The sequence below is a fragment of the Xanthomonas sp. SI genome, from assembly GCF_014236855.1.
Lineage (GTDB): Bacteria > Pseudomonadota > Gammaproteobacteria > Xanthomonadales > Xanthomonadaceae > Xanthomonas_A.
Genome location: NZ_CP051261.1, coordinates 4,619,231 through 4,636,384, shown reverse-complemented (window position 1 = coordinate 4,636,384; position 17,154 = coordinate 4,619,231). Strand labels below are relative to the sequence as shown.

The window sequence follows — 17,154 nt, the reverse complement described above, 5'->3', positions numbered from 1 at the left end:
GTGCGGCGAAGGCCAGCGCACGGGCGGCCGCCCGCGCCGCCGCTGCCGGCAACGGCAAGCTACGGCGCGTGGCTTACACTAGCCGGCCGGCCGACCCCCCGCGAGGATCGACGCCGCTGCCGCCTCGGTGGCGCGGCTTTGACGATGAACCGACCCGTCCCCCGTTTCCAGATCGTGCCCAACGGCGCCGCGCCCGTGCGCGGACGCGGCCTGTGGCTGCTGATCGCCATCGTCTGGCTGCTGTCGCTGGCGGGAACCTGGCTGCTGGCCAGCCGCCAGGCCGCGCCGGAACTGGGCGAGGTGAGGACGCAACTGCGCCAGGCCGAGGCCAAGCTGCAGGCGCAGCAGCGGCAGATCGACACGCTCAACCAGCGCCAGGCCACCCTGGCCCGCTCCGACCAGATCAGCCGCGCCGCCAACAACGAGGTGCAGAGTTCGCTGGCCGAGCGCGACGAGGAGATCGCCGGACTGCGGGCCGACGTGGCCTTCTACGAGCGCCTGGTCGGCGCCACCAGCCAGCGCAAGGGCCTGACCGTGCATTCGGCCGAGTTCTCGGCCGAGGCCGGCGGCACCTGGCACTACAACGTGGTGCTGACCCAGAACCTCAACCGCGGCGCGATCAGCCAGGGGCAGATGCGCCTGGCGGTGGAAGGCGTGCGCGGCGGCAAGCTGACCAGCGTGGGCTGGGACGAACTGCACCAGAAGAGCGGCGTGCCCGGGCAGGACTATTCGTTCCGCTATTTCCAGCAGTTGGACGGCAGCGTGATCCTGCCCAAGGATTTCACCCCGCAACGGGTGCGAGTATCGCTGTCCGGCGGAGGGGCGCCGGTCACCCAGAGTTTCGATTGGACACTGGCCGGCAACGGCAAAGGGGAGTAGGCAGCTTATGTTCGGAAGCAACAAGAACGGCCGCAGCAGCGGCCAGACCGTGGTGGATACCCTGATCGGCGCGCAGGTGGTGATCCGGGGCGACCTGGTGTTCAGCGGCGGCCTGTACGTGGAAGGGCGCATCCTCGGCAAGGTGCTGGCCGAGGACGGCGCGCCGGCGACGCTGACCCTGTCCGAGCACGGCAGCATCGAGGGCGAGGTGCGCGCGCCGATCGTGATCATCAACGGCCAGCTGACCGGCGACGTGCATGCCGCCGAGCGCGTGGAACTGGCGCCGAAGGCGCGGGTGCAGGGCAACGTGCACTACCAGGTGGTGGAGATGAACGCCGGCGCGCAGCTGACCGGGCGGCTGATCCATGTCGGCAGCATGGCCGCGCTGGCGCCGCCGGAGCCGTCGCACGAGGAACCGCAGGCCGCGCCGGCGCAGCGCGCGCTGACCGCGGCGGATGCTTGATTCGGCCCCCGGCCGCCCCCATCCTGCAGCCATGAGCACTCTCGTCTCCCTGCCCAGCGCCGCGCCCGCCCCCGACTACCAGTCGCTGGAGCGGCCGCTGAACTTCACCCAGGCCGCCGCGGCCAAGGTGCGCGAGCTGATCCGCGAGGAAGGCAACGATGCGCTGGCGTTGCGCGTGTACATCCAGGGCGGCGGCTGTTCCGGGTTCCAGTACGGCTTCGAGTTCGACGAGAACCGCGCCGAGGACGACCTGTCGGTACGTACCGACGAAGTCACCCTGCTGGTCGACCCGCTGAGCCTGCAGTACCTGATGGGCGCGGAAGTGGATTACAGCGAAGGCCTGCACGGCGCGCAGTTCGTGATCCGCAACCCCAACGCCAAGACCACCTGCGGCTGCGGCAGCAGCTTCAGCGTGTAGACACGCTGCGGCTTGCGGGATGCGCGGTTTGCCTGCACCCTGCGCCGCATGCCCGAACTGACGCCTGTTTCCTTCGCGTTCGCCGACGCGGTCATCGACCGCGCCGATGCGCTGCGCAACGATCCCGAGGCCTTGCGCCGCGCCTGGCCCGCCGCGCACCTGCTGCTGCTCGATGCCGACGGCAACGCCTACGCCGATGCGCACGGCCAGCCATTGGCGCTGACCGGCGCCGCGCTGGGCGATAGGGTCGAGCAGGCGATCTTTCTCGGCCTGCGCGATGGCCAGGCCTGGTTCGCCGTAGCAGCGGGCATGCTCGACGCAGACCTCGATCCGCCGCGGCGCATGGACCTGCGCCGCGCCGCGGCCGAGTGGCCCGCATTCGCGTCCGGCCTGTTCGCCTATGCCCGCGGCATGCTGCATTGGCAATCGCGCACCCGCTTCTGCGGCGTCTGCAGCGGCGCCATCGGCTTCCGCCGCGGCGGCTTCCTCGGCGTGTGCGCGCAATGCGCCAGCGAACACTATCCGCGCGTGGATCCGGCGGTGATCGTGGCGGTCAGCGACGGCGCGCGGCTGCTGCTGGGGCGCCAGGCGAGCTGGCCGGCGCGGCGCTATTCGGTGATCGCCGGCTTCGTCGAGCCGGGCGAGTCGCTGGAGCAGACCGTGGCGCGCGAAGTGGCCGAGGAGACCCAGGTGCGGGTGCGGCCCGGCAGCTGCCGCTATTACGGTGCGCAGCCATGGCCGTTCCCGGGTGCGCTGATGCTCGGCTTCAGCGCGCTGGCCGAGCCCGACGCGCCGCAGGTGGATGGCGAGCTGGAAGACGCGCGCTGGTTCGAGCGTGACGAGATCGGGGCCGCCCTGCAGCGCGCCGCGGAACAGGGCGACAGCGCCGACGACGGCCATGGCCTGCGCCTGCCGCCGGGCATCTCCATCGCGCGCGCGCTGGTGGTGGACTGGTATCGCCGCGGCGGCGCGCAGGCGTAGACCGGCAAGCCGCGCCGGCGTCCGCCGCACACGCTTCAGAACGGTCCCGGAGGACCTGCATGTTCACTACTCTCGTCGCTGTGATCGTCGCCCTGGTGCTGGGCCATGTCGCGCCCGGCATGGTGGCCTCGCTGCGCCGTTTCGATGCCTATGGCGACTGGCTGTCGTGGCTGGATGCGCACGCCGGCGAAGGCAGCGGCTGGCGCGGCCGCTACGGCATCGCGCTGGCGCTGCTGCCGGCCTTGCTGTTGGTCGGGCTGCTGCAGTGGCTGCTGGCCGCGCCGCACCTGGGCCTGCTGGCGCTGCTGTTCGGGGTGCTGGTGCTGGCCTTCAGTTGGGGTCCGCGCGATCTGGATACCGATGTGGAAGCGGTGATCGAGGCCGACGACGTGGCCGCGCGGCGGGTGGCGGTCGCGCACCTGCATGCCGATGGCGGGCCGCCGCGCGAGGATCCGGCGGGCTTGGTGGAGGCGGTGGCGGTCAGCGCGTTGCGGCGCTGGTTCGCAGTGCTGTTCTGGTTCCTGCTGCTGGGGCCGTTCGGCGCGCTCGGTTATCGCCTGCTGGCGCTGGCCGCGGTCGGCCCGTACGCGCCGCGGCTGCCGTTGGCCACCGCGCTCGGCGCGCGCACCGTGCTGGCCGCGATGGAATGGCCGGTGGCGCAGCTGATGACCTTCTCGCTGGCGCTGGTCGGCAACTTCGAGACCGTGTTCGGCGCCTGGCGCGCGGCCGGCGGCAATCGCTGGCAGCTGGACAGCGGCTTCCTCGGCCCGGTGGCCTGCGCCAGCGTGCGCGGCGAACTCGACGACGAGGCGCACGACTACAGCGATGCCGGCATGGCGGTGCCGGTGCTACGGCGCCTGCCGGAATTGCGCGATGCGATGAGCCAGATCTGGCGGGTGCTGCTGCTATGGCTGGTGGTGCTGGCGTTGCTGGTGATCGCCGGCTGGGTCAGCTGACTAGGGCGTGTCATCGATTCCCGAGTAGGTCGCGTTGGGTCTGTCAGGTTGCCAGCCGGTGCTGCGTGGCGCAGCGCCTGACTGGCGGTCAGGTCAAGCCGCGCGGTGCCGGCTGGCGGCCTGACAGACCCAACCCGTAGGGCCACTCTTGCGCGTGCACGCTGCCGTGCCAGCGCCGACATGAACGCGCATGCGCGAGAGCGGCGCGAGCTGCTCGGGGATTGATGACACGCCCTAAGTCGGCGCGAGCAGGGTGAACGGGAACCACGGCAGGTTGCGCGCGATCCAGTAACCGGGCAGCGCCAGCAGCCAGAAATTCGGCCGCGACAGCAGCGCGACCACCGGCGCGAACCACGCCGCGCGCCAGCCAGCCTTCCAGGCGATCAGGCCCGGCAGCACGGCCAGGCCCAGCATCGCGCCGGGATTCATCGCGAAGGCACCGACTGGATCCAGGTGCACCAGCGCGTGCAGGGCGCGGGTCATGCCGCAGCCGGGACAGTAGTAGCCGGTGAGCGCATGGAACAGGCACGGCGCGAACGGATTGTCCGCGGCGTTGGGATCGAACCGGTACAGCAGCGCGCCGCCGGCCGCCGCGAGGGCGGTGGCGCCGCCGAGGCACGCCCGTTGTTGCCAGGCGCGCATGCCGATCAGCTCATGTGCTGCATCTGGTTCACGTATTCCATGTACTTCTGCATGCCGCCGGTGGCGACCATGCCGATGTTGAGCAGCACGCCGATGATGGCCATGGCGGTGGTCACCCAGCACCAGGTCTTGGCGTTGTTGGAGGCGCGCCGTGCGCCGTCCAGGTCGCCCTGGTTGAGCAGCCCGTTGACTTTGCTGGAGAACACGATCGCGACGATGCCCGGAATGATCGACGGGCAGCACAGGCAGAAACCGAGCACCGTGGCGATGATCGCCCAGGCCAGATGATTGGGAATCGCGCCGGGGGCGGGCGGCGGCGTGACGGGGCTGACGGTGCTCATGTGTGGATCTCCTTGAAGGGCTATGCGCTGGGCATGGGGCCAAGTCTAGACGAGGTGGCCGCCGCGCCTCCATCTTTCGGCGCGCGTGCCGCGCTCAGTGCGGCGCGAGCAGCATGAACGGGTACCACGGCAGGTTGCGCAGCACCGCGTAGCCGAGCAGCAGCCACAGCCACAGGCGCGGATCGGCGAGGATCTTCAGCAGCGGCGCCAGCACGCGCATGCGCAGCCCGGCGGCGTTGAGCGCCATGATCGCCAGCAGCGGCAGGGCCACCACCAGCAGCGGATTGGTCGCCATGGCATGGGCGAGATCCAGGTGCACCAGTGCGTGCAGGCAGCGGGTGCTGCCGCAGCCCGGGCAATACAGGCCGGTGAGCGCGTAGAACGGGCACGCAGGCAAGGGATTGCCCGGCACATTGGGATCGACCCGGCGCAGCACCAGTGTCGCGACCACGGCGCCGCCGCTCAGCGCGGCCAGCGGTAGCCAGCGGGGCAGGGGGCGTCCGCGCAGGAACATCGGCGACGGAATCGTGGGTAACGGAATCGTGGAGCGATCGAACAGGGCCGCCGCTGCGCGCGGCAGCGGCGGCCCGGCGCGTCGATCAGGCCGTGGCCGACTGCTGCATCATGCTCATGCCGCCCAGGGCGAACAGGAAGATCAGGTACAGCACGACCAGCACGACCCAGGCGACGACCGAGTAGATCGCCCACTTCTTGGCCTTGTCGGCCGATTCGCGGGCGCCGGTGACGTCGCCGGCGGCGAGCTTGGTGTTGACCTGGGCGGCGAACACGATCGAAACGATGCCCAGCGGCAGGCAGCAGAACAGCGTGCTCAGGATCGCCCAGACCAGATTGTTGGACACTTGCGGTGCGGTGGTATTCATCCGTGTTACTCCGGTTGCGTGGTGGAACGAAGAAAAAACGAGAAAGCGGGTCGGCTCACTGCCCCAGCGCGCTGCTGAGGATCGCGATGCCGCCGAACAGCAGGAACCACAGTGCGAGCAGGATCGGCGCGGCCAGCGCCGACCACATCGCCCACAGGCCGGCCTTGCGCGAGGCGTCGCGGGCGCCGGCCACATCGCCGGCGGCGCGCTTGCCGTCCACCTGCGAGGCATAGACGATCGACACCACGCCTAGCGGCAGGCAGCAGAACAGCGTGGACAGGATCGCCCACACCAGATTGTTGGGGACGTAGATGCCCGCGCCGTTGGGCGGTGGTGGCGGCAATACCTGACTCACTGATCGACCCCTGAAATGGACGCCGCTGCAGTACGCAGGCGTCTCCCCGGCGCCTAATCTACCCGAAGCGGCGTTTTCAGGCACCCCGCAGCTTCACGCGGCGTCTCCGCGCAACTGCCGCACCTGCGCTTCCAGCAGTTCCGCGCTGACCTCGGCGGCGTCCACCGGCGCGCCGGCGATCACCTCCACGTGCGCGCGGAAGCGCCGCGGCACGCGCATGCGCCGCAGCCGCGAGTCGCGCTTGCTCCACATGCTGGTCCACATGTTGCGCAGCGCCATCGGCAGCACCGGTACCGCGCGGCGCTCGACGATCTTCTCCACGCCCGACTTGAACTTGGCGATCTCGCCGTCCTTGGTCAATGCGCCCTCGGGGAAGATGCACACCAGCTCGCCGTCGGCCAGCGCCGCGTCGATCTCGTCGAATGCGCGCTGCATCAGCGCCGGGTCCTCGCGCGCGCCGGCGATCGGGATCGCCTTGGCGGTGCGGAAGATCCAGCGCATCACCGGGATGTTGAAGATGCGGTAGTACATGACGAAACGCACCGGCCGCGGGATCGACGCGGCCAGCACCAGCGCGTCCATGTAGCTGACGTGGTTGCACACGATCAGCGCCGCGCCCTCGTCGGGCACGTGCCGCTCGATGCCGTGCAGGCGCAGCCGGTACAGCGCGCGCACCATCACCCAGCTGAGGAAACGCATCAGGAATTCGGGGACGATGCTGAAGATCCAGATCGCCACCACCGCGTTGGCGATGGCCAGCGCCAGGAACACCTGCGGGATGCTCAGCCCCGGCATCGGCACGCGCACGCCGAACAGGGTCAGCTGCTGCATCTGCAGCGCGATGCCGACCATCGCGGCGATGACGATGAACATCGAGTTCTGGATGTTGAGCCCGGCGATGACCCGCGACAGCTCGGCCTTGGGCGTGCGGCTCTGGATCAGCGCGAACAGCGGCACCACGAACAGGCCGGTGCACAGGCCGATGCCGACCAGGTCGAGCATGATCCGCCAGCTGCCGGCCTGGTGCACGAACTGGCCGATGCCCAGCCCGGCCTGCAGCGCGCCGCCGGGGCGGGCGAAATACAGGTCGAGCATGAACGCGCTGATGCCGAACGCGCCCAGCGGCACCAGGCCGATTTCCACGGTGCGCCCGGACAGCTTTTCGCACAGCAGCGAGCCGGTGCCGGTGCCGATCGAGAACAGCGCCAGGGCGAAGATGTACAGGTCCTGCGCGCCGCCGAGATTGAGTTCGGCATAGGTCGGCAATTGCGCGGTCAGCACCGTGCCGATGAACCAGAACCAGGACACGCCGAGCACCGCGTTGCGCACCGCCAGATGGCGCCGGGTCAGGCGCATGATCGCCAGCGACTCGGGCAGCGGATTCCAGTTGATCTTCAGCTCCGGCGCGCCGGCGTCGACCTTCGGGATCAGTCGCGCGACCAGGTTGCCGGTGACCGCCAGCGCGATCACCGCGGTGGCCGCGGCGACCGGGCCGTGGCTGCCGGCGATCTGGAAGATCAGCCCGCCCAGGATCATGCCGCACAGGATCGAGATCGAGGTGCCCATCTCGACCAGGCCGTTGCCGCCGGTCAGTTCTTCCGGCTTGAGCACCGAAGGCAGGATCGAATACTTCACCGGGCCGAACAGCGTGGACTGCAGGCCGGTGCAGAACAGCGCGACCAGCAGCACCGCCATGTTCTCGGTCAGGAAGCCGACCGCGGCCAGCGACATGATCGCGATCTCCATCGTGGTGGTGATCACCACCAGCCGCGATTTCTCCAGCTTCTCGGCGATCTGCCCGGCCAATGCCGAGAACAGGAAGTACGGCAGGATGAACAGCGCCGGAGCCAGGTTGGTGTACAGCGTGCGCTGCTCGGGGGTGACGCCCAGATAGAACAGCAGGCCGATGATCGCCTGCCGGTAGACGTTGTCGTTGAACGCGCCCAACCCCTGGACCACGAAGAACGGCAGGAAGCGGCGCTGTTTCAGCAGGGCGAACTGGCTATGGCCGGACATGCAGGCTCCTTTGCGAACGCGCGCAGCCTAGCAGGTTCGTTGCGCGGTGGAGGCGGCGCCGCGGAGTGGGGCGTGCCGCGATGCGGGCTGTGTCGGTGGTGGGGTCTGCGGGGCTTGCGCGTGCTGCCGTTTTCGGAGGCGCGCGAGGGTGGCGTGCTTCGTTCGTCGCGGCTGAAGCCGCTCCTACAGGGGGGGCGGTGCGACGCGATCCGGTTAGTCGGTTGGGACGGTGCCTGCCTGCTGCCGCAGCAGTGCGATCAGCGCGCGTGCGGCCGGGGTCGGGTCCGAGCGCCAGGTGGCGTAGGTCAGGAAGCGGAAGCGCTCGCGCAGCGCGATCACCGCCACGCCGTGCATCGCCGCGGCCATGCTCTGCGGCACGATCGCCAGGCCCAGGTCCTCGACCACCAGCTGCCGCTGCAGATCGGCATGGGTGACCTCGTACTGCAAGCGCTGGCGCAGGCCGGCCTCGGCGAAGGCGCGGTCGATGATGCCGCGCACGCCGGCGCCGGCGATCAGCCCGGCCATCGGCGCGTCCTCCAGTTCGTGCAGGGACACGTCGGCGCGCGCGGCGAAGCGGTTGCCGGGCGCGGCGATCAGCGCCAGCGGCTCCTCGTGCAGCAACAGGCGCTGCTCGGGCAGGACGATATGCGGGCCGACCCCGACCAGGGCCACGTCCAGCCGGCCTTCGCCCAGCTCGAGCAGCAGCGCATCGCTCATGCCGGTGCGCAGGTGCACGTCCACCGCGCTGTGCGCGGCGCGGAAGCGGCGCAGCAGGGCCGGCACCTGCACCGTGGTCAGCGAGGAGATCTGGCCGATGTGCAGGCGCCCGCGCACGGTGCCCAGCGCCTGCGCCATCTCCTCATGCAGGCGTTCGGCGGCACGCAGGGTGGCGCGGGCGTTGTGCAGGAATACTTCGCCGGCGGCGGTCAGCCGCACCTGCCGCGCGCCGCGCTCGAACAGACGCGCACCCAGCGCTTCCTCGATCTTGGCGATCTGGTGGCTCAGCGCCGACTGCACCGTGTGACAGCGCCGTGCGGCGGCGGTGAAGCTGCCTTCCTCGGCCACGGCGACGGCGAACTCGAGTTGGCGCAGGGTCAGCATGGCATCTGGAAACAAGATGGATCGAGTGAAAACAATACATTGGAAAGATCGATGGCGCTTGCCCAGACTGGCGCCATTCCTTCCGTACCCCCTGGATTCCGCTCATGGACACGTCCCCGCATCCCCCGTTGCATCGCGGCCTGGTGCTGCTGATGGCCGCCGCCACCGGCCTGGCGGTGGCCAGCAACTACTACGCGCAGCCGCTGCTGGAGGTGCTGGCGCAGACCTTCGCGATCGACGTGCGCAGCGCCGGCGCGGTGGTCACCACCGCGCAGCTGGCCTACGCCGCCGGCCTGCTGTTGCTGGTGCCGCTGGGCGACCGCTTCGAGCGCCGCAGCCTGATCGTGGGGCTGTACGCGCTCAGTGCGGTGGGCCTGCTGATCAGCGCCGCCTCCACCAGCTTCGCGCTGCTGCTGCTCGGTACCCTGGTCACCGGCCTCAGCTCGGTGGCCGCGCAGATCCTGGTGCCGTTCGCCGCCACCCTGGCCGCGCCGCACGAGCGCGGGCGGGTGGTCGGCACGGTGATGAGCGGCCTGCTGCTCGGCATCCTGCTGGCGCGCACCGTGTCCGGGCTGCTGGCCGGCGTCGGCGGCTGGCATGTCGTGTACTGGGTGGCCGCGGCGCTGATCCTGCTGGTGGCGGCGTTGCTGTGGCGCGCGCTGCCGCGGCATCCGGGCAATCCGCGGCTGTCCTATCCGCACCTGATCGGTTCGGTGCTGGCGCTGCTGCGCGACGAACCTGTGCTGCGCTCGCGGGCGATCCTGGGCGGGCTGATCTTCGCCGGTTTCAGCACGTTCTGGACCACGCTGGCATTCCTGCTGTCCGGTCCCAGCTACGGTTACGGCACCGCGACGATCGGCCTGTTCGGCCTGATCGGCGCCGCCGGCGCGTTCGCCGCCAACCTGTCGGGCAAGCTCGCCGACCGCGGCGCCGGGCACTGGGTGGGTTGGGGCGGGCTGGCCATGCTGCTGCTGTCGTGGCTGCTGCTGGCCGCCGCGCCGCACTCGCTGTGGCTGCTGATCGCCGGGGTGCTGCTGCTGGACGTGGCGGTGCAGGGCGTGCACATCGGCAACCAGCATGTGATCTACCAACTGGATCCGAAGGCGCGCAACCGCATCACCTCGGCCTACGTCACCTGCTACTTCATCGGCGGCGCGATCGGTTCCAGCCTGGGCACCGCCGCCTACGCCTACGCCGGCTGGCACGGGGTGGTGGTCGGCGGCGCGGCGCTGGCGCTGGCCGCGCTGCTGTGGATGGGGATCAGCGTGCGGCCGGCACGGCCGCCGGTGGTGCCGGCGCCGCTGCCGGAGCGGTGACCGCATGCGCGGCGGCGCGCAGCTTGGGCAGCAGGCGCAGGGTCAGCGCCAGCTGGTTGCGCACCAGCCGCCGCTTGGCTTCGTCGATCCCGTCCTCGTGCTCCAGCGCATCGGCCATGCCCACCTCCGCTGATTCGTCGGCCGGCGGTAGCGCCTGGCGCTGCGCCAGCGCGTCGGCGATCGCGCCCAGGGTGTCCTGCAGGTAGCCGCCGGCACGGTCGATGGCCGGATCGGCTTCGCCGGCCAGCGCGGCGCGGTGCGCGCCCAGCGCCGACAGGTAGCCGAGCAAGGTGTTGGACAGCGCCAGGAAGCGGAAGCCCGCATCCAGATTGCGGCGGTAGCGGCCGGGTTCGCGCAGCATGTTGGACAGCGCCACCGACAGCGCCGCGTCGGCGTTGTGCATGTCGCGCCGGGCGATGCGGTAGGGCAGGTCGTCGCGCATGCCGCTGCGGTACTGCTCCAGCACCTGCGCCAGGTAGCGCGCGCAGCTGGCCAGCACCGTGGCCATCACCTGGTTGAGGCGCCGGCCCTGCCAGTCGGGCAGGATCAGGAACGAGGCCGCCGCGGCGATCGCGCAGCCGATCAGCGTATCCACCAGGCGCGGCCAGATCAGCACGAAGCCGTCGCCGAGCAGGTTGAAGCAGAACAGCGCCATCACCGTGATCGCGGCGGTGGCCAGCATGTAGCGGTCGGTGCGGGTGACGAAGAACAGCAGCGCGCCGAACAGCGCGAACAGCAACTGCAGTTCGGTGCCGGGGAACAGCTGCATCAGCGCCCAGGTCGCGATCAGCCCGATCAGCGTGCCGGCGATGCGCTGCGCCAGGCGCAGCCGGGTGGCGCCGTAGTTGGGCCGGCACACGAAGGCGGTGGTGAGCAGGATCCAGTAGCCGTTGCTGGCGTGGATCGACTGCATGACGGCGTAGCCGACCACCAGCGCGATCGCCATGCGCAGCCCGTGCCGGAACAGCACCGAACCGGGGGTGAGCTGCTGGCCGACGCGCACCAGCATCTCGCGCAGGGTGTGCGGCGAGGAGTCGCGCAGGCGCGTGTCGAGGGTGTCGCTGGTGGTGTCGGACTGCGCGGATTCGGACAGCCGCCGCTCGATGCTCTGCAGGTTGGTGACCAGTAGTTCCAGCGAGCCGAGCAGCCGCGCATGGCGCGGATCGGCCTGCGCATGCAGGAAATCCAGCGACTGGCGCAGGTCGGTAGTGGCCTGCTGGGTCTGCTCGCCGTATTCGAACGGCTGGCGCAGCCGGATCGCCTCGCCCAGCGCGGCGCAGGCCTTGCCCTGCAGCGCCAGCAGGCGCTGGCAGCGGTACAGCACGTCGCTGTGGAAGAAGGCGTCGGTGAGCGCTTCGTAGGGGTAGTGCGAGGAACTGGCGCGTTCGTGGAAATCCTGCGCCATGTAATACAGCCGGAAGTACAGGCCGGACTGCACCCCGGGCCGGCCGGAGCGGCCGAAGCGGCTCATGATCGCGGTCTTGGCCGCGTTCAGCGCCGCCACCACCTGCGCGTTCTGTTCGGCCAGCGCCAGCCGCCGCGCATGCAGGTCGCTCTGCCGCACCGGTTCGAACAGCGCGGCCTTCAGCCGCAGGTAGCGGCCGAGTTCGAAGAACAGCCGCGACAGCCGCTCGCGCACCGGGCGGTTGGCGAACAGCAGGGTCCACAGGATCGACAGCAGCCCGTACCAGGCGGCGCCGAGCATCAACAGGCCGATACCGTGCCAGGCGCTGCCGCCGACGTGGCCGGTGCGGCCGCCATGGTCGATGCCGATCATCGCGTAGATCGCCAGCGCCACGGTGGCCTGGGCGATGGAGGCGTAGCGTTCGCCGAGCGCGCCGAGCAGGGTCAGGGCGAAGGTGGACAGCGCCATGCCGGCGACGAACGCCAGCGGGTACGGGAACAGCAGCACCACCGCGGCCGCGGCGGCGGCGAAGCACAGCAGCGACAGCAGCACCGACTTGATCCGGCCCAGCCAGTTGTCGTCGGTCTCGGCGATGGCGCTGGCGATGGCGCCGAGGAAGATCGCCGGCAGCGCGGTCAGTTGCTGCTGCTGCCAGCACACGCCCATCGCCACGCCCAGGGCGATGAACACGCGCAGCCCGTAGCTGGCCTTTTCATGGGCCCACAGGCGGCTGAGGCGCGATTCGATCGAGGATTTCGGCACGGCGACACGATAACGCAACGCTGGCCGCCGTATCGCAGCCGCTGGCGGATCGGCGCGCCGCGATGCGAGCGCGGCGCTGTTCGCTCAGATGTCCAGTTGCCGCAAGCGCGCTTCGAGCAGCGCCGGGAAACGCTTGAACCAGGTCTGGTTGAGCGGCGAGGGATGCGGCAACGGATATAGCGTGAAGCATCGCGCCGCGCCGGTTTCGGCCTGCAGCCGGACCTCGGTGTGCGCGCTGAAGCGCGATTCGCTGGCCCAGAACGCATCCAGTTGCGCGCGCACGTCCTTGGGCTGGTCGATGCCGAACCACAGGAAGGCTTCGCGGCCGAGGGTGACGATCTCGTGGCCGCGCCATTGCGCGATCAACAGGCGCCGCATCAGCGGATGGAAACGCCGCTTCGCCTGCATCGACCAGGCCTTGTTGCCGATCGGCTTGTACGGCACGGTGTTGATCCAGAAGAAGGCGCGGCCGACTTTGAGCGAGGCCGCGAAGTCCGGCATCGGCTGGCCGTCGTGCAGGTGCCGGTACAGCGCCTTGCGCACGAGTTGTCCGCCGCTGCCGACGAAGGGTTCGCCGTGTTCGACTTCGCTGCGGCCCGGATCGCGGCCGAAGAAGCACAGCCGCGCGGTGCGGCGGCCCAGGCCGATGATCGGCTCGAGCGGATCCTTGGCGTAGTCGGCGTAGACCTTGGTGTCGATGCCGTCGGTCTGCGCCGCCAGCTCGCGGAATTGTTTGCGCAAGTCGGGATCCAGTGCCATGCAATGTCCTCGAATGCCGATGGTGCTCCTACAGAGGGCGACGTGCGCCCTATTCGCCGCGTTCGCGCGCGATCGCGCGCCAGCCGATGTCGCTGCGATGGAATTCGCTGGGCCACCGGATCTGCGCCACGCCGGCATACGCATTGCGCTGCGCGTCGGACACGCTGTCGCCGAGCGCAGCCACGCACAGTACGCGGCCGCCGGCACTGAGCACGCGGCCCTGGTCGTCCAGCGCAGTGCCGGCATGGAACACCTTGGCGCTCGCCGGCACCTGGTCCAGGCCGGAAATCGCTTCGCCGGTGATCGGCGTTTCCGGATACGGCGCCGCCGCCAGCACCACGCCCAGCGACGGGCGCGGATCCCACTGTGCTTCGGTCGCATGCAGGCGGCCGTCGATCGCCGCCTCGATCAGCTCCACCAGATCCGACTGCAGGCGCAGCATCACCGGCTGCGTTTCCGGGTCGCCGAAGCGCACGTTGAACTCGATCACCTTCGGCGCGCCGCTGGCGTCGATCATCAGTCCGGCATACAGGAAACCGGTGAACGGCACGCCGTCGGCGATCATGCCCTGCACGGTCGGCTCCACCACCTCGCGCATCACCCGCGCGTGCACCTCGGGCGTGACCACCGGTGCCGGCGAGTACGCGCCCATGCCGCCGGTGTTGGGGCCGCTGTCGCCATCGCCGACGCGCTTGTGGTCCTGGCTGGTGGCCATCGGCAGCGCGGTGGCGCCATCGACCATGGAGATGAAACTGGCTTCCTCGCCGTCGAGGAATTCCTCGATCACCACGCGCGCGCCAGCATCGCCGAAGGCATTGCCGGAGAGCATGTCGCGCACCGCCGCTTCGGCCTCGTCCAGGGTCATCGCCACGATCACGCCCTTGCCCGCGGCCAGGCCGTCGGCCTTGACCACGATCGGCGCGCCTTTGTCGCGCACATAGGCCAGCGCCGCGTCCACCTCGGTATGCACTTCGTAGAACGCGGTCGGGATGCCGTGGCGGGCGAGGAATTCCTTGGCGAAGGCCTTGCTGCCTTCCAGCTGCGCGGCCTTGGCGCTGGGCCCGAAGATGCGCAGGCCGGCGGCGCGGAAACGGTCCACCACGCCCAGCACCAGCGGCACTTCCGGGCCGACCACGGTCAGCGCCACGGCCTCGTCCTGCGCCAGCTTGAGCAGGCCGTCGAGGTCGTCGACCTTGACCGCCACGTTGCGGCACTTGGGTTCAGTGGCGGTGCCGGCATTGCCCGGGGCGACCAGCACTTCGCTGACGCGCGGGGATTGGGCCAGCTTCCAGGACAGGGCGTGTTCGCGGCCGCCGGCACCGATGACGAGGATTTTCAAGGCGTGTCTCGTGAGGTCGAAGGAAGGACTATTCGCAGGCTTCGCGCTGCATCGATTCGGGGAACGGATAGACCCAGCGCTTGGCGTCGAAGGCGAACACCTGGGTCGTGCCGAGCTTCTTGCCGCAGGACATGCCGCGTTCCTCGATGGTCACCGGCCACACCCGCGCGCCGCGGTCGCTGTCGTCCACGTCGAGTTTGAAGTCCACGTCGAACAGTTGCGCCTGGCATTGTTCGGCGGTCTGCTGCGGATCGCGGCCGTCGTCGCTGCAGTCCAGCGCGCCGTGGTTGTCGATGTGCTCGCGCACCGAGCCGGCGTTGACCAGGCCCTTGGGGCCGGGCAGCACCAGGTCCTGCGATTGCAGCACGGTGCCTTGCCCCATCCAGTCGCTGTAGACCACGAAGCCGTAGAAATCGCTGCCCAGCCGCAGGATGTCCACCGCACCCGGGTCGCCGTCGCTGCCGAAGCCGTCGCCGAGCTTCTCGGCGACCACCGCCAGGCCCTGGCCGGTGTCGCGCAGGATCAGGAAATCGATCAGCCCCGGATTGGCATGGCCGCCGTCGCTGAGCCGGTGGCAGACCGCCAGCAGTTCCTGGATCTGGTCGCCGACCACCACCGGCTGTTCGGCGCAGACTTCGCTCTGCACCGCGTTGCCGTCGGCCTGGCCGGACCAGCTCTCCGACAGGCGCGCCTGCTTGCCGTAGCGCGTCTGCAGGAAGGCCTGCAGGCGTTCGGTGCGCGGCACGTGCGCAGTCGGTGCCGGCGTGGCGGCCGGCGCCGCTGCGGCCGCCGGCGCGGGCGTCGTCGGTGCCGCGGTCGGCTTGCACGCGGCCATGCCGAGCGCGAGCAGCAGCGGCAGGCCGTGGCGCAATGGAGTGCGATTCATCGTTCCGATTCCTTGGCCGCTCAATGGCGGAAGTGGCGCACGCCGGTGAACACCATGGCGATGCCGTGTTCGTCGGCGGCGCCGATCACCTCGCCGTCGCGCATCGAGCCGCCGGGCTGGATCACCGCCTTGATGCCGGCCGCGGCGGCGGCGTCGATGCCGTCGCGGAACGGGAAGAACGCGTCGGAGGCCATCACCGAACCCTGCACCACCAGCTCCGCATCGGCCGCCTTGATCCCGGCGATGCGCGCCGAATACACCCGGCTCATCTGCCCGGCGCCGACGCCGATGGTGCGGTGGTCCTTGGCATAGACGATGGCGTTGGACTTGACGTACTTGGCCACCTTCCACGCGAACAGCAGGTCGGCGAACTGCGCCTCGGTGGGCGCTAGCCGGGTGACCACTTTCAGTTCGTCGCGGGTCACCACGCGGTCGTCGGCGCTCTGCATCAACAGGCCCGAGCCGATGCGCTTGGTGTCGACGAAACCGCCGGACACCGGCGCCAGCGGAATGCGCAGCACGCGCACGTTGGCCTTCTTCTTCGCGTATTCCAGCGCACCTTCTTCGTAGTCCGGCGCGATCAGCACTTCGACGAACTGGCGGTCGAGGATGACCTTGGCGGTGGCCGCGTCCAGCGTGCGGTTGAAGGCGAGGATGCCGCCGAAGGCGCTGGTCGGGTCGGTCGCGTAGGCCAGTTCGTAGGCATCGCCGCAGGCCGCACCCACCGCCACACCGCAGGGATTGGCATGCTTGACGATGACGCAGGCCGGCGCGTCGAACTGGCGCACGCATTCCCAGGCCGCGTCGCTGTCGGCGATGTTGTTGTAGCTCAGCTCCTTGCCCTGCAACTGCTGGAACGTGGCCAGCGAGCCCGGCGCCGGGCACAGGTCGCGGTAGAACGCGGCGTGCTGGTGCGGGTTCTCGCCGTAGCGCAGGTCCATCACCTTGACGAAGGTGCCGTTGGCCTGCGCCGGGAACGCGGCACGCACCGGCACCTCGCTCGCAGGGTCGGTCACCGTGGACAGGTAATTGCTGATCGCCGCGTCGTACTGCGCCACGCGGTTGAACGCGGCCACCGACAGCGCGAAGCGCTTGGCCGCCGACAGCTGGCCGTCGTGCGCCTCCAGTTCGGCCAGCAGGTCGGCGTATTGCACCGGATCGGTGGCCACCGCCACGCGCGCGAAGTTCTTCGCCGCCGAGCGCAGCATCGCCGGGCCGCCGATGTCGATGTTCTCCACCGCCTCGGCGAGCGTGCAGTCGGCCTTGGCGGTGACCGCCTCGAACGGATACAGGTTCAGCACCAGCAGGTCGATCGCGGCGATGCCGTGTTCGGCCATCACCGCGTCGTCGGTGCCGGCGCGGCCGAGCAGGCCGCCGTGCACCAGCGGGTGCAGGGTCTTGACCCGGCCGTCCATCATTTCCGGGAAGCCGGTCAGCTCGGACACGTCCTTGACCGCCAGCCCGGCCTCGCGAATGGCCTTGGCGGTGCCGCCGGTGGACAGCAGTTCCACGTTGCGCGCGGCCAGCGCGCGGGCCAGGTCGATCAGGCCGGTCTTGTCGGAAACGGACAGCAATGCCCGGCGCACGGGCAGGAAATCGGAGGACATGGGGGCAGGGCACACATCGGAGCGGGGAGCCGATATTGTAGGCTGCG

The 17,154-nt window shown here is 69.9% G+C and carries 18 protein-coding genes; 6 read left to right on the top strand and 12 right to left on the bottom strand.

All coding sequences use genetic code 11. The features are described 5' to 3' along the window. Positions 1-144: 144 nt before the first annotated feature. The 5 genes from HEP75_RS19680 to HEP75_RS19660 are packed head-to-tail and all read left to right on the top strand — an operon-like array spanning position 145 to position 3,697. Complete coding sequence (locus HEP75_RS19680) at positions 145-879, top strand: DUF6776 family protein (protein WP_185824635.1); 735 nt, start codon at positions 145-147, stop codon at positions 877-879. Between the two features lie 7 nt (positions 880-886). Beyond that, a complete protein-coding gene (locus tag HEP75_RS19675; RefSeq protein ID WP_185814239.1) occupies positions 887-1,342 on the top strand; it encodes a polymer-forming cytoskeletal protein in 456 nt (151 codons plus the stop codon). A 31-nt stretch (positions 1,343-1,373) separates the two neighbouring features. Next, positions 1,374-1,760, top strand: coding sequence for an iron-sulfur cluster insertion protein ErpA (gene erpA / locus HEP75_RS19670; protein ID WP_053836095.1), 387 nt, complete (start codon positions 1,374-1,376; stop codon positions 1,758-1,760). A 48-nt stretch (positions 1,761-1,808) separates the two neighbouring features. Beyond that, positions 1,809-2,741, top strand: a complete 933-nt coding sequence (nudC, locus tag HEP75_RS19665) for an NAD(+) diphosphatase (RefSeq protein ID WP_185824634.1) — start codon at positions 1,809-1,811, stop codon at positions 2,739-2,741. Between the two features lie 59 nt (positions 2,742-2,800). After that, a complete protein-coding gene (locus HEP75_RS19660) occupies positions 2,801-3,697 on the top strand; it encodes a hypothetical protein (RefSeq protein ID WP_185814236.1) in 897 nt (298 codons plus the stop codon). Between the two features lie 234 nt (positions 3,698-3,931). Here the strand turns inward: HEP75_RS19660 and HEP75_RS19655 are convergent, their stop codons facing one another. The 7 genes from HEP75_RS19655 to HEP75_RS19625 all read right to left on the bottom strand — a co-directional run bounded on the left by HEP75_RS19655 (position 3,932) and on the right by HEP75_RS19625 (position 9,033). Continuing rightward, a complete protein-coding gene (locus tag HEP75_RS19655) occupies positions 3,932-4,339 on the bottom strand; it encodes a DUF2752 domain-containing protein (protein ID WP_185824633.1) in 408 nt (135 codons plus the stop codon). A 5-nt stretch (positions 4,340-4,344) separates the two neighbouring features. Beyond that, a complete protein-coding gene (locus HEP75_RS19650) occupies positions 4,345-4,680 on the bottom strand; it encodes a CD225/dispanin family protein (protein ID WP_185814234.1) in 336 nt (111 codons plus the stop codon). A 94-nt stretch (positions 4,681-4,774) separates the two neighbouring features. Continuing rightward, the gene (locus HEP75_RS19645; RefSeq protein WP_185824632.1) at positions 4,775-5,194 is read right to left on the bottom strand and encodes a DUF2752 domain-containing protein; all 420 of its coding nucleotides are present in this window, start codon (positions 5,192-5,194) and stop codon (positions 4,775-4,777) included. Positions 5,195-5,279: 85 nt separating this feature from the next. Further along, positions 5,280-5,561, bottom strand: coding sequence for a CD225/dispanin family protein (locus tag HEP75_RS19640; protein ID WP_185814232.1), 282 nt, complete (start codon positions 5,559-5,561; stop codon positions 5,280-5,282). A 55-nt stretch (positions 5,562-5,616) separates the two neighbouring features. Next, positions 5,617-5,916, bottom strand: coding sequence for a CD225/dispanin family protein (locus HEP75_RS19635; RefSeq protein WP_179569125.1), 300 nt, complete (start codon positions 5,914-5,916; stop codon positions 5,617-5,619). Positions 5,917-6,009: 93 nt separating this feature from the next. Then, positions 6,010-7,932 (bottom strand): MFS transporter, encoded by a 1,923-nt coding sequence (locus HEP75_RS19630; protein WP_185824631.1) that lies wholly within the window; start codon positions 7,930-7,932, stop codon positions 6,010-6,012. A 213-nt stretch (positions 7,933-8,145) separates the two neighbouring features. Then, positions 8,146-9,033 carry a LysR family transcriptional regulator gene (locus HEP75_RS19625; protein WP_185824630.1) on the bottom strand — a complete coding sequence of 296 codons (888 nt, stop codon included), beginning with the start codon at positions 9,031-9,033 and terminating at the stop codon, positions 8,146-8,148. Between the two features lie 104 nt (positions 9,034-9,137). Here HEP75_RS19625 and HEP75_RS19620 point away from each other — a divergent pair, with 104 nt between their 5' ends. Further along, on the top strand, positions 9,138-10,349 hold the full coding sequence (locus tag HEP75_RS19620; protein WP_185824629.1) for an MFS transporter: 1,212 nt from the start codon (positions 9,138-9,140) through the stop codon (positions 10,347-10,349). Here the strand turns inward: HEP75_RS19620 and yccS are convergent. From yccS to purH, 5 genes are all read right to left on the bottom strand, one after another. Then, positions 10,294-12,534 carry a YccS family putative transporter gene (gene yccS / locus HEP75_RS19615; protein ID WP_185824628.1) on the bottom strand — a complete coding sequence of 747 codons (2,241 nt, stop codon included), beginning with the start codon at positions 12,532-12,534 and terminating at the stop codon, positions 10,294-10,296. The two genes, HEP75_RS19620 and yccS, sit on opposite strands and share 56 nt — an antisense overlap. Before the next feature lie 66 nt (positions 12,535-12,600). After that, a complete protein-coding gene (locus HEP75_RS19610; protein WP_185824627.1) occupies positions 12,601-13,275 on the bottom strand; it encodes a uracil-DNA glycosylase family protein in 675 nt (224 codons plus the stop codon). Between the two features lie 49 nt (positions 13,276-13,324). Beyond that, complete coding sequence (purD, locus tag HEP75_RS19605) at positions 13,325-14,614, bottom strand: phosphoribosylamine--glycine ligase (RefSeq protein WP_185824626.1); 1,290 nt, start codon at positions 14,612-14,614, stop codon at positions 13,325-13,327. A 28-nt stretch (positions 14,615-14,642) separates the two neighbouring features. Further along, positions 14,643-15,449: a hypothetical protein gene (locus tag HEP75_RS19600; protein ID WP_345776778.1), complete on the bottom strand. Its 807-nt coding sequence runs from the start codon at positions 15,447-15,449 to the stop codon at positions 14,643-14,645. A gap of 71 nt (positions 15,450-15,520) precedes the next feature. Further along, positions 15,521-17,107 (bottom strand): bifunctional phosphoribosylaminoimidazolecarboxamide formyltransferase/IMP cyclohydrolase, encoded by a 1,587-nt coding sequence (gene purH, locus HEP75_RS19595; protein WP_185824624.1) that lies wholly within the window; start codon positions 17,105-17,107, stop codon positions 15,521-15,523. Positions 17,108-17,154 lie beyond the last annotated feature (47 nt).

Coding starts and splice junctions, on each gene's coding strand:
- HEP75_RS19680 (WP_185824635.1), top strand. CDS start 145: ATGAACCGACCCGTCCCCCGTTTCCAGATCGTGCCCAACGGCGCCGCG.
- HEP75_RS19675 (WP_185814239.1), top strand. CDS start 887: ATGTTCGGAAGCAACAAGAACGGCCGCAGCAGCGGCCAGACCGTGGTG.
- erpA (WP_053836095.1), top strand. CDS start 1,374: ATGAGCACTCTCGTCTCCCTGCCCAGCGCCGCGCCCGCCCCCGACTAC.
- nudC (WP_185824634.1), top strand. CDS start 1,809: ATGCCCGAACTGACGCCTGTTTCCTTCGCGTTCGCCGACGCGGTCATC.
- HEP75_RS19660 (WP_185814236.1), top strand. CDS start 2,801: ATGTTCACTACTCTCGTCGCTGTGATCGTCGCCCTGGTGCTGGGCCAT.
- HEP75_RS19655 (WP_185824633.1), bottom strand. CDS start 4,339: ATGCGCGCCTGGCAACAACGGGCGTGCCTCGGCGGCGCCACCGCCCTC.
- HEP75_RS19650 (WP_185814234.1), bottom strand. CDS start 4,680: ATGAGCACCGTCAGCCCCGTCACGCCGCCGCCCGCCCCCGGCGCGATT.
- HEP75_RS19645 (WP_185824632.1), bottom strand. CDS start 5,194: ATGTTCCTGCGCGGACGCCCCCTGCCCCGCTGGCTACCGCTGGCCGCG.
- HEP75_RS19640 (WP_185814232.1), bottom strand. CDS start 5,561: ATGAATACCACCGCACCGCAAGTGTCCAACAATCTGGTCTGGGCGATC.
- HEP75_RS19630 (WP_185824631.1), bottom strand. CDS start 7,932: ATGTCCGGCCATAGCCAGTTCGCCCTGCTGAAACAGCGCCGCTTCCTG.
- HEP75_RS19625 (WP_185824630.1), bottom strand. CDS start 9,033: ATGCTGACCCTGCGCCAACTCGAGTTCGCCGTCGCCGTGGCCGAGGAA.
- HEP75_RS19620 (WP_185824629.1), top strand. CDS start 9,138: ATGGACACGTCCCCGCATCCCCCGTTGCATCGCGGCCTGGTGCTGCTG.
- HEP75_RS19610 (WP_185824627.1), bottom strand. CDS start 13,275: ATGGCACTGGATCCCGACTTGCGCAAACAATTCCGCGAGCTGGCGGCG.
- HEP75_RS19600 (WP_345776778.1), bottom strand. CDS start 15,449: ATGGCCGCGTGCAAGCCGACCGCGGCACCGACGACGCCCGCGCCGGCG.
- purH (WP_185824624.1), bottom strand. CDS start 17,107: ATGTCCTCCGATTTCCTGCCCGTGCGCCGGGCATTGCTGTCCGTTTCC.